Annotated in this window: 13 protein-coding genes; 2 read left to right on the top strand and 11 right to left on the bottom strand. The window is 41.3% G+C overall.

Annotated features, from left to right (window positions below; all coding sequences use genetic code 11):
• Positions 1 to 13: 13 nt before the first annotated feature.
• The 10 genes from HMPREF0106_RS08400 to HMPREF0106_RS08355 form a co-directional block, all read right to left on the bottom strand.
• The gene (locus HMPREF0106_RS08400; RefSeq protein ID WP_004312532.1) at positions 14 to 1168 is read right to left on the bottom strand and encodes a Rid family hydrolase; all 1155 of its coding nucleotides are present in this window, start codon (positions 1166 to 1168) and stop codon (positions 14 to 16) included.
• Between the two features lie 21 nt (positions 1169 to 1189).
• A complete protein-coding gene (locus HMPREF0106_RS08395; protein ID WP_004312531.1) occupies positions 1190 to 1897 on the bottom strand; it encodes a hypothetical protein in 708 nt (235 codons plus the stop codon).
• A gap of 23 nt (positions 1898 to 1920) precedes the next feature.
• Positions 1921 to 3156, bottom strand: a complete 1236-nt coding sequence (locus HMPREF0106_RS08390) for a porin (RefSeq protein WP_004312530.1) — start codon at positions 3154 to 3156, stop codon at positions 1921 to 1923.
• Between the two features lie 17 nt (positions 3157 to 3173).
• Entirely contained in the window at positions 3174 to 4640 is a 1467-nt protein-coding gene (locus HMPREF0106_RS08385; protein WP_004312529.1) for a di-heme oxidoredictase family protein, read from the bottom strand.
• Between the two features lie 12 nt (positions 4641 to 4652).
• Positions 4653 to 5828 (bottom strand): imelysin family protein, encoded by a 1176-nt coding sequence (locus tag HMPREF0106_RS08380; protein WP_004312528.1) that lies wholly within the window; start codon positions 5826 to 5828, stop codon positions 4653 to 4655.
• A gap of 24 nt (positions 5829 to 5852) precedes the next feature.
• A complete protein-coding gene (locus HMPREF0106_RS08375; protein ID WP_032851505.1) occupies positions 5853 to 7154 on the bottom strand; it encodes a porin in 1302 nt (433 codons plus the stop codon).
• Between the two features lie 229 nt (positions 7155 to 7383).
• Positions 7384 to 8406 carry a TQO small subunit DoxD gene (locus HMPREF0106_RS08370; protein WP_004312526.1) on the bottom strand — a complete coding sequence of 341 codons (1023 nt, stop codon included), beginning with the start codon at positions 8404 to 8406 and terminating at the stop codon, positions 7384 to 7386.
• 154 nt (positions 8407 to 8560) lie between these two features.
• Positions 8561 to 8923: a DUF2023 family protein gene (locus HMPREF0106_RS08365; RefSeq protein WP_004312525.1), complete on the bottom strand. Its 363-nt coding sequence runs from the start codon at positions 8921 to 8923 to the stop codon at positions 8561 to 8563.
• A 33-nt stretch (positions 8924 to 8956) separates the two neighbouring features.
• Positions 8957 to 9463 (bottom strand): flavodoxin FldA, encoded by a 507-nt coding sequence (gene fldA, locus HMPREF0106_RS08360; protein WP_004311873.1) that lies wholly within the window; start codon positions 9461 to 9463, stop codon positions 8957 to 8959.
• Between the two features lie 134 nt (positions 9464 to 9597).
• Positions 9598 to 10773, bottom strand: a complete 1176-nt coding sequence (locus tag HMPREF0106_RS08355) for a phosphoribosylaminoimidazolecarboxamide formyltransferase (RefSeq protein ID WP_009040482.1) — start codon at positions 10771 to 10773, stop codon at positions 9598 to 9600.
• 209 nt (positions 10774 to 10982) lie between these two features.
• Here HMPREF0106_RS08355 and HMPREF0106_RS08350 point away from each other — a divergent pair, with 209 nt between their 5' ends.
• Together HMPREF0106_RS08350 and HMPREF0106_RS08345 are read left to right on the top strand one after the other, a co-directional pair.
• On the top strand, positions 10983 to 11687 hold the full coding sequence (locus HMPREF0106_RS08350; protein ID WP_004312522.1) for a hemerythrin domain-containing protein: 705 nt from the start codon (positions 10983 to 10985) through the stop codon (positions 11685 to 11687).
• Positions 11677 to 12288: a helix-turn-helix transcriptional regulator gene (locus tag HMPREF0106_RS08345; RefSeq protein WP_004312521.1), complete on the top strand. Its 612-nt coding sequence runs from the start codon at positions 11677 to 11679 to the stop codon at positions 12286 to 12288. The genes HMPREF0106_RS08350 and HMPREF0106_RS08345 overlap by 11 nt, the downstream gene beginning before the upstream one ends.
• 411 nt (positions 12289 to 12699) lie before the next feature.
• Here the strand turns inward: HMPREF0106_RS08345 and HMPREF0106_RS26150 are convergent.
• Positions 12700 to 12924 (bottom strand): transposase (locus HMPREF0106_RS26150; RefSeq protein WP_157133821.1); only part of this gene is annotated, 225 nt, incomplete at its 5' end.

Genomic DNA, 12924 nt, shown 5'->3' on the forward strand with positions numbered 1-12924 from the left:
CTTTTTAATGATATTAATAGGGAGCGTATTCCTTATTTTCACAGGTTTTTACTCCCATACATTCCATCTCGATCAACCATCCCGGGCGGCATACCGGCGCATGTACAAATACCTTAGGGGTACAAGGAAAACGTTTGTCGTACATTTCTTTGACGATGGTATAATCTGCTATGTCACGCAGATACACGATCATTTGTCCCATATCATCAAATGTACATTCTGCTTCTTTCAGTAAAGCCTTTACATTTTCCCACATCCGCTCTGTCTGTTTACGGATCTCTCCCGGATATACCACCTCGCCTTTATTATTAATACTTGCTGTTCCGGAGATGAATACTTGGCGCCGGTCTCCATAATCTACATACGTGCCACGTTCAAAACTGACACCATACTCATAGGTGGGATTCAAATGTGTTGGCGCATAAAGGAAATGAATTTGTTCGGGTTTGATTCCGCCAACGGCATACGTGTCCATTTGTACAAGTACTTTGGGGTCAGCATGGCGTCCGCCGATACCTGTGCTGGAGATATAGTGTGTCTTTTCCGTCAGGTTCTGGGTAACGAATACTTCGTTACGTGCCTTTACTACTCCGGCATAATTCACATCCACATTCTGTACGAAAAACCAGGTACGAATACAGTTGGCGGCTAGTTTGCAACCTTGTTCAATGAGCTGCATAACATAGTCGTTTAATAGTAGCCGGGTTTGGTATTCGGAGTTGGCTGCCCGATTGAAAGAGCTGCCACCCCAAAGGTGACGGTAGGGTCCATGCTTGACTTCGAAAAGACCATTATGCAGCATTTGTGTCTGTACTTTCGTCTGAAGGTAAATCCATACTGCTACTTTGGTTCCATTCAATGGTGGCTGTTCTACGATAGAAAGTGCGCAATCCGAGCTTTCAGCAGTAAGTGCCAACAAGGTATCTGCCTGATTGGAAGCGTCGCTCAAAAAGTATCGTTTGAAAATGGCGACGGTCCCTTGCAGTTCTTTTTCCCGTAATTGGTAGTATGTATCTATAATGGCGTTTAATTGTTCTTCATAAGTGGATTCCGGCTGGATTGCGTGAATCATTAAATGATACTCGGAAACACCGTCTGCCACTTCGTATTTAAATATTTCTGCTAAAGTCTTTTCTGATTTCAAGGGTTGTTGTTTTTTGCTGTTCATATCAAAAATTTCTGTTACAAGTTAATTGTTTTCGGCTCCTGCTTTGATCCATGTCCGAATCAAAGCGCGAACTTCACGTTGTTCAGCTCCATTGAATATATCGATGTGATTATCGTGCTCTAATACATCTAATAAATAACTGTTGTTTAAATCTCCAGGAGTGACATAATTCTTTCCTTTCGCAGAATGGGGAGCTTTTACATTAATCAGTGATTGATAGGCTTTGGCTGCCGTCAGATCCAAATCTCCGGCTGTTGTTGTACTTCCTCCATGACACATCACACATTTGGCATTGAAAACTTGCGTTTGGATGCGGCTGAATGAAGCCACTTCGATTGTTGTCTCTGGTAAAGTCAGCGATTCATCCGACGCATTTACGGGAAATGACTGATACGCATGCACCAAAGACATTCCGGACGTGATAACGGCTACGGCAATACTACGCGTGTTTCCGTTTAAGTTGTTTAATGTTACAGTTACAGCTTCTGCCTCGCTAGATGGTTCCAGAATGCGCTTAACCAATATGGGAGTAACTCCGTCCTCACCTAAGGAGATTAATGACATATTGTTTTTCTGCGGCCAAGCATCCAGATGGGTGAAATGAAGTGTTACAGTAGCCGTACGTCCACTGTCAATCGTGTCATCCGGATAGATTTTACCTTCATCACAAGCTGAACACAGGTTTAGGCAGGCACAGGTTATCAATAAATAGTTGAGTCTTTTATTCATAGACAGATTCCTCCTCCTATACATTAGAAAGTGAATTGTAACATAGCGGTAACGCTATGGCGTGATAGTCCCACTCCATCATTATCACGATCAGTCTGCGTGTCATGACCGGTTCTGCCCAGATATTGGTACATCATCTGAAGTTTTAAATTAGAACCGACAAAGTAGTAATTGGCTCCGATGGCAGGCATATTCAACAAACCGCCTTCGTCTGTCCCGTTGCGATCGAATATATCATAACGGAGAGCAGCCTGTAATTTAGGAGTTACAAAATAACCGGCCTGTGTATAAGCTCCCCAGTAATTCAGGTCTTTGTCTTTATGCATGATTTCTGTGAAATGCATATTCATGTAATAACCTTCGGCTGCAAAGTAGAAACGGTTCTTTACCATGGCAAACTCTGCACCTATACGCCAATCGCTGCTACTATGATCTTCGGCCTCGGCATTATAAGATGTAGATACACCGAATTGCATTTTATCTTCTTTCAGATTGTTCGGATTACCTTGTGTGGCTGGCATTTCACCTTTGGGCATATATACCAGGCGACCGGAGTAAAGCAGTTGGGGCAGCCATTTATGATCATCACACATTCCTTTGGTTGCCGAATTGACATCAATCCCTGTGCCATTGAAAATACCTAACTGATAATTCCATTTTCCGTTAATCAAACCATGTATCTGAACACCCAGGTCGAAGCCGGTAGCTATGCTCGGCTTCACAGCATTGATGTCATAGGGCATTAATACGCCACCTGCCACGGAACTGGGCAACACCGGAAATAATGTTTCCCCCAGTGTGGTCAGATAGGCATGCATAAACGGCGTTTTAAACTTCCCGACACGAATACGGAATGATTCTTTGAGCGCTACATCAAACCAGGCTTGTTGCAATAAGGCGGCACCGCTTTTTGCCGCATTCAGTGATAAATTGAATGTAACTTTCCCGAATGCCTTGCCTGTAAATCCGAGTATTGCGTTCGGAATAGCAAAACCACTGTTTGCCCAGTTACGTGCATAAAGGCTTTCCAAACCTTGATCGTCATATCGGTTGAAAGAGAGGCTGGTTTGAACTAAGGCATAGGGCTTGAATAAGAAATCACCGGCTTTGGTAGAAAAAGAAAAACCTTTCTTTCCTGCCAGCGAAACAACATCATTCTCTACATATTTATCATCGATTTCTTTTGCATTTGAATCTTGAGCATAAGAGTGGCTGCACAGAAATGCAGTGAGCGCGAGTGCTAGATATTTTTTTTTCATTGTTGTTGCTGATTATATTATAAACTGTTCAAGAATGTTAGTAAGGCTGCGCGATCTTCTTTCGACATGCGGGAGAAAATGGAACGTGAAGCGGCTCCCTCGCCGTCATGCCACATGATGGCTTCTGTCAGGTTACGTGCCCGTCCGTCATGCAGGAAATAGGTATGTCCGTTGACAATTTCCTGCAGGCCGATTCCCCATAATGGAGTAGTACGCCATTCGCAACCGCGTGCCAGGCCGCTAGGGTAATCGTCAGCTAATCCTTGTCCCATGTCGTGTAATAAGAAGTCGGAGTAGGGATGAATGATCTGATTGCCCAGCCAGGGTAGTTGAGTTCCGTTCAGTAATACGCTGCCTCGCGGGCGGGTATGTAAAGTAACGGTATGGCATAAATGGCATTTTGCTTGATAGAACATTTGCTCTCCATGTTTGATGGTTTCGTCATCCACGTTGCGGCGTGCAGGAACTCCCAATGTCTGCATATATAAATCGACATCTTCCATGTCACGGGTCGAAATCTCTACACCTTGGTTGGCAAATCCCATCATTTGTGATTGTCCTTCGCCCACTTCATGTGGAAAACGGTCATTGGTTACCCCCAGATCCGAAGAGAATCCCAGTTCTACTGTTAAATCCTGATGGTTGGCTTTGTTGCCGGATATTCCAATGTCATATTTTCCTTTTTCCGTCACATAATTCAGGCGTCCGCTAATGCCGTATTCGGGATAGTTACTTTGAGCTGCCAACTGTTTCAATTCATCGTGGTTAAGTGCCATCATCTGACCCATGCCGACATGCCGCAAGGGGGCACGTACCGAAATAATCAGATCTTCGGGCTTTATTTCATAATCATACCAATCTGTTATTTCATAATGAGGAGTTATTAATTCATATTCTTCTCCATCGGGAAACTTGAACTTTTCGGTAGTAGTGGTTATCTTTATTTTGCCTTCGGCTTTTACGCCATAAATGGACTGGTCATGTAATACACGGCCATATTCGGGGAAATATCCTCCGGTTTTGCGTGTAATATAAACCAGCATAGATGAAAAGCCTGCACCGGAACCACCTGTGACCCATGCCGGAGTAGTACGTCCTGTGTTTCTATGGCAAGCTCCGCAGGAATAGCCTCCAAAAATAGGTCCTAATCCATTACCGCTGCCTGTACCTACTCCACGAGAATTGTCATACAAACCATCGCCACGATTGAAACGTGTTAATAATTCACCGGTGACCCAGTCTGCATTGGTGTCATAAGCGCCACTTACGGTAGAAAAAATAGTGGAAATACCGGCTGATAATTCCTCCGGTTTTGCTATTTCTCCGTTTGGCTTATAAATAATGCCGTCGAAAGCATCATGATCACAACCTTGCAGGAAGCCTATATTTATCGCAACAAAGAGGATTCTTCCCAATCGCCTTGGGAGTCCTCCTCGTAATGCTTTGATAACCGGCTTTCCTAAAAGAAAGAACTTAGTCATCATAATTAATATTGTTTATTCTCCTGCTAATTTTCCGCGGACTAAAGCCAGACCACTGCATAAAAATGCGCATTGGTTTTGAGCATTCTTAACTTCAGTAGTAGCGCCTAAATTGTTACGGAAGGGGTGAGGTATGTCATTGATTGCTGTGATTGTTTCCTGAATCTGCTTAACAACCATGTCGTTCAATGTCGGGTTCACTTTTTTCATGATAGAGCACAGACTTGCACTGGCAACAGTTCCGTCTAAACTACCATAGTAAGCATTACGGATGCTGTAAATGTTATCAGTATAATCATCTAAAGAGTTCCAGCTATACCAGGATTCTACGGCTAATACACCACCTTCTTTATCTCCGCTGTTCCACTTATCTACCGGATCTCCGATTTTCGTTGCACCTACTTCATTGGCAATTCCTTCTGCACCATTGTCAGAGTTTAGTATCATTGCAACAGATTGTTTGATATTGCTTATAGAGTAAGTTCCGTTAGGTGCTTTCATTGCATCTTTATAGGCACCGTTCTCCAGATTTTTACCTTCTGTCCAACCTTTTAACAAAAGCTCTGTGTCTTTTGACATACGTCCGACAACAGCCTTGAGGTATCCTATTTTATTAGCATCCAGGTCTGTGATTTTTTTTGCTTCACCATCCTCAAACAATAAATATTCGGCAGTATGGAAACCACGCAAGTTCTGTGGTGCATCGGCTGGTGCATCATCACCGTCGTCTACGTCTCCTCCGACAGCGTCTTCCCAATTTCCGGACTGTAGAATTGCATCAATACCTCCTTTATCCAAAGGCCAGCTATCCAGACTAGGATCGAGCTTATTCAAATCTGCCGGACCATATAGAAAAGCTTCACTTTTTTCCCAGGGTTTACGTGCTGCAACCCAAGCGTCTGCTGCATTGGCTACATCATTATCACTGGAGGACGTTGATAACTTTTGTACTGCCGTGTTTAATGCGGTTACTTTATTGTACATATCTTGATAAGTAGGAATCACTACATCATCTACATACGTTGCAACCGCAGCCTTTAATTCATCATCTGTTGCAGTGCCACTGTCCGGGGTATTAAAACCCGCAAATGGGTTGGGTGAAACATCTTCTTTTTTAGAATCTTCACTACAAGAGGTCATCGCCATACATACTCCCATTGCCATTATAGGCAGAAATTTCCATGTTTTCATTTTCATTGCTATTAAAAATTATATTTATTTTTTGATAAACCAACCAATATAGGCTATGCCTACAGAGACTAAGTTTTCGTCATTATATTTTCCACCTCCTATGGAGCGGTGGGTGTAGTCTGCTTTAATTACTAGATTGGGTAGAGCGTAGTAATTCAATCCAGCTGTTACGGCTGATACCTGAAAACGTTTGTCGGCCAACAAACCTGTGTTAGCTTCTGTCTTTTCCATCGGATTGTAATATTCATAACGAATAAAAGGATAGATACGGGGAGCTTTAGAATGGAAGAAAGAACCTATATTATATCCTGCTTCACCCCCGTAGCTGACTGCATTTTGTGCTACTGTTGTGTTAGGGTAACCGGAAGCTGCTGAAGAACTGTTGTTGATTGTGGTTAAAGCTCCGCTCGCTCCTAGGTTTCCATAAACGGCATTTCCGCGTACAATCAGGTTGTTATTAAAGCCTTTGTATTGCAAATCACCGGTTACAATGGTTACCGGAAATTTATAACCTGTATTTCTCCAAGGCTTAGTTCCGTTCTTTGCTGTCTGGTTATAATAGAAAGAAGCACCTACTCTTAATCCTTTTACCCCATGGTAGTTTACGCGGGCTACAAAAGCCGGACTGGTGAAATTGTTGACTTCGAATGCTCCTTGTCTGCCGTTTTTTATCCAGTCTTCGCTGCGGAATCCTTGTGGATCAAGCCCATTGACTAATTGAAGTTCATAATCAAACCGTCCAATTTCACCGAATACGGCGATACCTGTTTCATGCCAGGTGGAAGGCAATATCGTTGTTTCACCTTCCGGGCGGTAAACTCCAAAGAAATTAATAGGCTCATGATGGTTGTTGGTCAATCCTACCGGTACAATCATGTGTCCGAAACGCAGATTGATGTGCTTATTAATGAGACGGGTGATATGAAATTGTTCCAAAGCTACTTCACCGCCTTTTTCAATCTCTGTTTCATATTCGCCGTTCTCTTCAAACCATTCAATTTCGCGAGCAGATCCCGTACCTCCGTATTCAAATTCGATTTCGGTACTCAATACCCATTTGGAGGAGAATTTATAATCAAAGGCTAATACAAAACGTGGAATGGAAATCTCTCCACGATTAAGTTTACCGGAACCATTGGGAGTAAAACGATTGAAATTATAATCTTTATAGCTCGCCGCCATTTCTCCATACCCTCCGAAACGGAATTTAGTATATTCTTCTGTGGAAGAAGTTTTACGGTTTTTAGACTTTTTTTTAGTTTCCTGTGCCGGAAGTGTGAGAGAATGTAGGAAACAAAGAATAATGATTGCAGTTATTTTTCTCATTTTTTTAATAATTTTATCGGCTGCAAAGTTATATGAGGTTAAAAGATATGGCAATACCCAATACTAGGCATAGTAATTTCTAAAATTCAGTATATGTAGGTAATTTTGAGTGCTTGAGAAGATAAAACCTGTTATTTTGGTAAAATAAAAGAATAAAGGTGTATGCCAGCCGAATAAATTTTGCTGATATACACCTTTGTCTATGATCCGTTTGTAGAGTAGGCCGGATTTACTCGATTGTGATGTTTTTATTCCAAGTAATTCCACTAATGTCGGTCAATATTAATTCATACTGGCCTTCGGGAAGATTTTGCAAACTGTTATCTCTAATTGCCAAAGTAGCTTTGCTGCCCAATGGGATGATAAGGCTATGTTTACCAGGGACTACCTTAGCTATATAATCATTCTTTATATTAGTGAGAGGGAATAATGCAAGGTCTTCTCCATTCTTTTGAAGTATCACTTTTCCACTTGTGTCTTTAAGAGTAATGCCAATAAGAAATGAGCCGTATACATCGGCACCCTCAACACGATATACTTTAAAAGACAGGGCTCCGTTATTGACATTTGCATCTGATATCTCAATTTTGGGTTTTACTGATTTGTTATGTAGTGGTCCCCATACGCCATTATGAAAAACCTGGTTGGTATATAGGGTGAGTATGAACAATATGGCTGCACCGCCGATTGCTACTTTACTGAATCGCTTGATAGACAATGGAAGTTCGCCGGAAGTAACCCATACCAGCCATTTATTTTTGGATAGTTGGGGCTGTAGCAGATAATCCAAAGAGTATTTTCCGCCGCCGGACAGGAAAATGGTGAATCCTGCGGATACGCCTAAAATACCTATTTGCCATTCATCAAGACAGGTTGTTCCTAACCAGCCGGAACCCAACAGAATGCCGAATGCAAGACTGAATACGCCGATACTCATTAATCTGGTAAAGAAACCAAGCATATAGAGTAATCCGACAACACCTTCAATGATAGTAAAGATAACCATCGCCCACCAAAGTAAATCGGGGGTGCTGACGAGATATTCGATGATGGGTTTGATTCCTATGGAATTAGGTAGGAAATGATTGAACTTCTCTCCAATGTATCCGGTAGAATCCGGGATAAGTTTGTTTTCGAGGACGAGTCTCCGCCAAAAGGCTGAAAAATAAGTCCAACCAACAATAAGTCGTAATGAAAGGGTGAAAATACCGGCCAGTGTATAGGCGGTAAGTTGTTCTTGTTGCTGCTTCATTGCAATGTTTGATTTTGTTATAATTGAGTGAATCGTTTCTTATACAACAAGTTTCCATTGGAAAATGTTTTAATGGATACCTATTTTTAAAGAAACGATTCCACTCAAGACAAACTACATACAAACAAAGCTAAACTTATGCTAAGGTTATCGCTTAAACTGCCATCTTTATACCTTCTTTTTTACTGCAATATCGTTTGCATTGCTGGCATAGGTCATATCCCAGCATGGCTCCTAAAATAAAATCTTCTTCGGCAGTCAGTTGATTTAAAGGATGGATGATGATGTGCCGCATGGCTTCCATACATTCTGCCTTTCCAAAAAACAGGTTGATTTTATTGGTACCTACTTCCTGTATCATATAACTGATCTTTTGATTTTTCAATCGGCGGATGGCAAATTCTTCGTGCTCTTTACTCATTGTGTAAAGTACCATGTTGCGTACGCCTTTCTTAAACTCATAAATATGATTAAGAAAAATTCGGATTTCGCCGGGGATGATTCTTTCAGTTGCCATGATGCAAAGTATTCTTTTTATGTTAAGGTAAAATTAGCTAATTTCTTGTTTCACTTGTTCAGCCCATGCGCTGATACGTTCGTCTGTTTTGCTATCTTCGTTGACTTCGTCAAGCGGAAGGCCTACAAACTTGCCGTCTACAACAGCGATAGAAGAGTCGAATGTGTAACCTGCGGTGTCTGTTGCTCCACAGAATTTACAATGGGTATCTTTCAAGTCTTCATAAAGAATGCCTATTGCGTCACAGAAGGTGTCGCTATACGAGTCAGAATCGCCACAACCGAACAGGGCTACAGACTTATGAGATAAATCACATTTCTTTAAAACTTTTACTCCATCGTACCAGTCGTCCTGAAGTTCGCCTGCTCCCCAAGTGGAAGAGCCGAGCACCAATACGTCATATTCATTGACTAATGCCTCTGTTAGCTTGGATACATCAAATACATCTGCCGATGGTACATCTAATTTCTCTGCAATTCGACGGGCAAGGTCTTCTGTTGTTCCGGTTGTGGAACCATAAAATACACCAATTTTATTCATCTTTGATTCGTTTTTAAATGTAACGCTGCAAAGATAGAGGGGCTTGAAGAAATAGGAAATCCCCATTTATAATGGAAGATTTGTCTCATTCTCATTATAAATGGGGATATATGGAATAAAAATAGTCGATATTGTTAATGGTGGAATAGGCGGATGCCTGTAAATGCCATTGCCATATTATATTTGTCGCAAGTTCCAATCACATGGTCATCACGTACGGAACCACCCGGTTGTGCAATGTAGCTGACACCGCTTTTATGCGCGCGTTCTATATTATCTCCGAATGGGAAGAAAGCGTCCGATCCTAAAGCTACACCTGTCATCATATTCAGCCATGCCCGTTTTTCTTCACGTGTCAGCACTTCCGGCTTTTCTGTGAAGAACTGCTGCCAAACGCCGTCTGCCAATACATCGTCATAATCCTCCGAGATGTAAACGTCGATAGTGTTGTCACGATCTGCACGACGGATTTTTTCAATCCATGGCAAGTTCATCACTTTCGGATGTTGGCGTAAATACCAGATATCTGCTTTATTTCCTGCCAGACGCGTACAGTGGATGCGTGACTGTTGGCCTGCGCCAATACCGATTGCCTGCCCGTCTTTGGCATAACACACCGAATTGGATTGCGTATATTTTAAAGTGATTAAGGCAATGATTAAGTCGCGTTTCGCATCAGCCGGAATTTCCTTATTCTGCGTAGGCATCTCTTTCAAAAGACTCTCATCGATCTTTAATTCGTTTCTTCCCTGTTCGAAAGTCACTCCGAATACATCTTTGTGTTCGATAGGAGCCGGGCGGTATGCAGGATCTATCTTTATTACATTATAGGTTCCTTTTCTTTTATTCTTCAGAATCTCCAGTGCTTCGGGAGTATAGTCAGGAGCAATGACGCCGTCGGATACTTCACGGTTGATGATGCGTGCTGTTTCTTCATCACAGGTGTCGGACAATGCGATAAAGTCTCCGTAAGATGACATACGGTCTGCGCCACGTGCGCGGGCGTATGCTGTAGCTAATGGAGACAGTTTCATGTCGTCCACAAAATAAATCTTTTTCAGCGTGTCGCTCATTTCTACCGCAACAGCAGCACCTGCAGGGCTGACATGTTTAAAAGAAGCGGCAGCCGGCAGTCCGGTAGCCTCTTTCAGTTCTTTCACTAATTGCCAACTGTTGAACGCATCCAACAAATTGATATAACCGGGACGTCCGTTCAATACTTCGATGGGGAGTTCTCCTTCTTTCATGAAGATACGGGCAGGCTTTTGATTGGGGTTGCAGCCGTATTTCAGCTCGAGTTCGTTTGCCATTTTATTAAATATAAAATTATGAGTTACTAATTACAAATAGATAGCGACAAAATTACTAAAAAAAGACTAGCTTGCCTAAAGTTGTGCCACAAAATAGTAGCGTATAATTAGTATTTGCCAATAAATGATGATTTAAAATACCTATAAATGATGATTGCATTTCAGCAAAATATTCCGTTTCTTTGTACTCTCTAATATACATAGGTATGATGGATAATTTACAGAAATACAAGCCGACTGATAAGATGATCGATCTCATCAGCGATAATTATTCTTTGTTGCAAGTGATGAGTCGTTTTGGGCTTTCATTGGGGTTTGGTGACAAAACAGTCAAAGAAGTTTGTGAACTAAATGGAGTGGACTGTCGGACTTTTCTGATTGTAGTCAACTTTATGGCTGAAGGCTTTTCCCGGCTCGATGGGGATAAAGATGATATTTCCATACCTGCATTGATTGATTATCTGCGGCAGGCACATATTTATTTTCTTGATTTTTCTCTTCCGGCTATTCGTCGTAAATTGATCGAGGCAATTGATTGTTCGCAGGACGATGTAGCTTTTCTTATTCTCAAGTTTTTTGATGAATATACACGAGAAGTGCGTAAGCACATGGATTATGAAGAGAAAACCGTCTTTAAGTATGTCGATTCATTGATTAAGGGAAATGCTCCCAAAAACTATCAGATCAGTACCTTTTCCAAACATCACGATCAGGTAGGGGAGAAGTTGACAGAACTAAAAAATATCATTATAAAATATTGCCCTGCCAAAGCAAATGAGAATCTTCTGAACGCGGCTCTTTTCGACATATATGCTTGTGAAGCCGGACTGGAATCTCATTGCAAGGTTGAGGACTATATTTTTGTTCCTGCTATTCTGAATTTGGAAAGGAGGATTAGGGAAAATGAAAAATAACGAAGTTGTTCGAATAGCTATTGCAGAGACCTCTGTAATTATTCGTGGTGGGTTGACTGCTGCATTGAAGCGTCTTTCTAACGTAAAAGTGCAACCAATAGAATTGTTGTCTGTTGAAGCTTTGCACGATTGCGTCCGGACGCAATGTCCCGAGATGTTGATTGTCAATCCTGCTTTTGGTGATTACTTTGATGTAGCTAAGTTTCGAGAAGAAATATCTGGTAAAAGGATACGTTTAATAGCGTTGGTTACTTCTTTTGTAGATGCTTCATTATTGGGTAAGTATGATGAGTCTATTTCAATATTCGATGATTTGGAAACTCTTTCTAAGAAAATTGCGGGTTTGCTGAATGTGGTTTCTGAAGAAGAAGGGATGGATAATCAGGATACGCTTAGCCAGCGGGAAAAGGAAATCGTTATCTGTGTGGTGAAGGGAATGACAAATAAGGAAATAGCGGAAAAGCTTTTTTTGTCGATTCATACGGTGATTACACACCGGAGAAATATTAGCAAAAAATTGCAAATACATAGTGCTGCCGGTTTGACTATCTATGCTATTGTAAATAAGCTGGTTGCATTGAGCGATGTGAAAGACTTATAGCCTGCGGAAGTGTTATAAAATATAAAACCGTTTGCGCACACGAAAAATATTCGTACCTTTGCAAAGCAGTTGAGAAATTGCTGTTAGTTTATAAGGTAAAAGAAAATATTAAATAGAGGTATTAGATTAGACAGTTTAAGGTATTAAAAGTTTTTTAGTTTAGTTCAATAGGATAAGTTTTTAATAGAAGGTAAAAGGATAACAATAGGTAAGACGTTTTTAGGTAAAAAGAAGATTAGTTTTCAGGAAATTTGAGGTACTATGGAAAAGCCTTTAGGCTTTTCTGATGCGGTGGCGAGTGGTTCTATAAAAAGAATTAGCTCGTTTTTTTTATTTATATGGGATTTAAGTCTGTCGCATTGTTATGGGTTAAACAGAGAGTATTATTAGTATAGACTATATAGTCGTCCCTTAAAAAGTACTCATCTGCGGGATATTGCAAGAAAACAGTGTCCCGCAGATTTTTTCAACAAGTAGCCAAAGAACCCTCATGGCTCTTTTGAAGTTGTACGCTGCTGCGGCTAAGAGCAGATTGACAACATCCCCGAACACACCTTTATAAAAGTTGCGTCCTAAACGAAAGTCTGATTTCAAATGCCCGATAGTCGGCTCTATTCCTGCACGCTTGCAGAATAG

It is taken from the genome of Bacteroides sp. D22, assembly GCF_000163675.1.
Classification (GTDB): domain Bacteria; phylum Bacteroidota; class Bacteroidia; order Bacteroidales; family Bacteroidaceae; genus Bacteroides; species Bacteroides xylanisolvens.

Excerpts from the sequence above, each read along its gene's own strand:
- HMPREF0106_RS08400 (WP_004312532.1), bottom strand. The coding sequence starts at position 1,168 with ATGAACAGCAAAAAACAACAACCCTTGAAATCAGAAAAGACTTTAGCA.
- HMPREF0106_RS08395 (WP_004312531.1), bottom strand. The coding sequence starts at position 1,897 with ATGAATAAAAGACTCAACTATTTATTGATAACCTGTGCCTGCCTAAAC.
- HMPREF0106_RS08390 (WP_004312530.1), bottom strand. The coding sequence starts at position 3,156 with ATGAAAAAAAAATATCTAGCACTCGCGCTCACTGCATTTCTGTGCAGC.
- HMPREF0106_RS08385 (WP_004312529.1), bottom strand. The coding sequence starts at position 4,640 with ATGATGACTAAGTTCTTTCTTTTAGGAAAGCCGGTTATCAAAGCATTA.
- HMPREF0106_RS08380 (WP_004312528.1), bottom strand. The coding sequence starts at position 5,828 with ATGAAAACATGGAAATTTCTGCCTATAATGGCAATGGGAGTATGTATG.
- HMPREF0106_RS08375 (WP_032851505.1), bottom strand. The coding sequence starts at position 7,154 with ATGAGAAAAATAACTGCAATCATTATTCTTTGTTTCCTACATTCTCTC.
- HMPREF0106_RS08370 (WP_004312526.1), bottom strand. The coding sequence starts at position 8,406 with ATGAAGCAGCAACAAGAACAACTTACCGCCTATACACTGGCCGGTATT.
- HMPREF0106_RS08365 (WP_004312525.1), bottom strand. The coding sequence starts at position 8,923 with ATGGCAACTGAAAGAATCATCCCCGGCGAAATCCGAATTTTTCTTAAT.
- fldA (WP_004311873.1), bottom strand. The coding sequence starts at position 9,463 with ATGAATAAAATTGGTGTATTTTATGGTTCCACAACCGGAACAACAGAA.
- HMPREF0106_RS08355 (WP_009040482.1), bottom strand. The coding sequence starts at position 10,773 with ATGGCAAACGAACTCGAGCTGAAATACGGCTGCAACCCCAATCAAAAG.
- HMPREF0106_RS08350 (WP_004312522.1), top strand. The coding sequence starts at position 10,983 with ATGGATAATTTACAGAAATACAAGCCGACTGATAAGATGATCGATCTC.
- HMPREF0106_RS08345 (WP_004312521.1), top strand. The coding sequence starts at position 11,677 with ATGAAAAATAACGAAGTTGTTCGAATAGCTATTGCAGAGACCTCTGTA.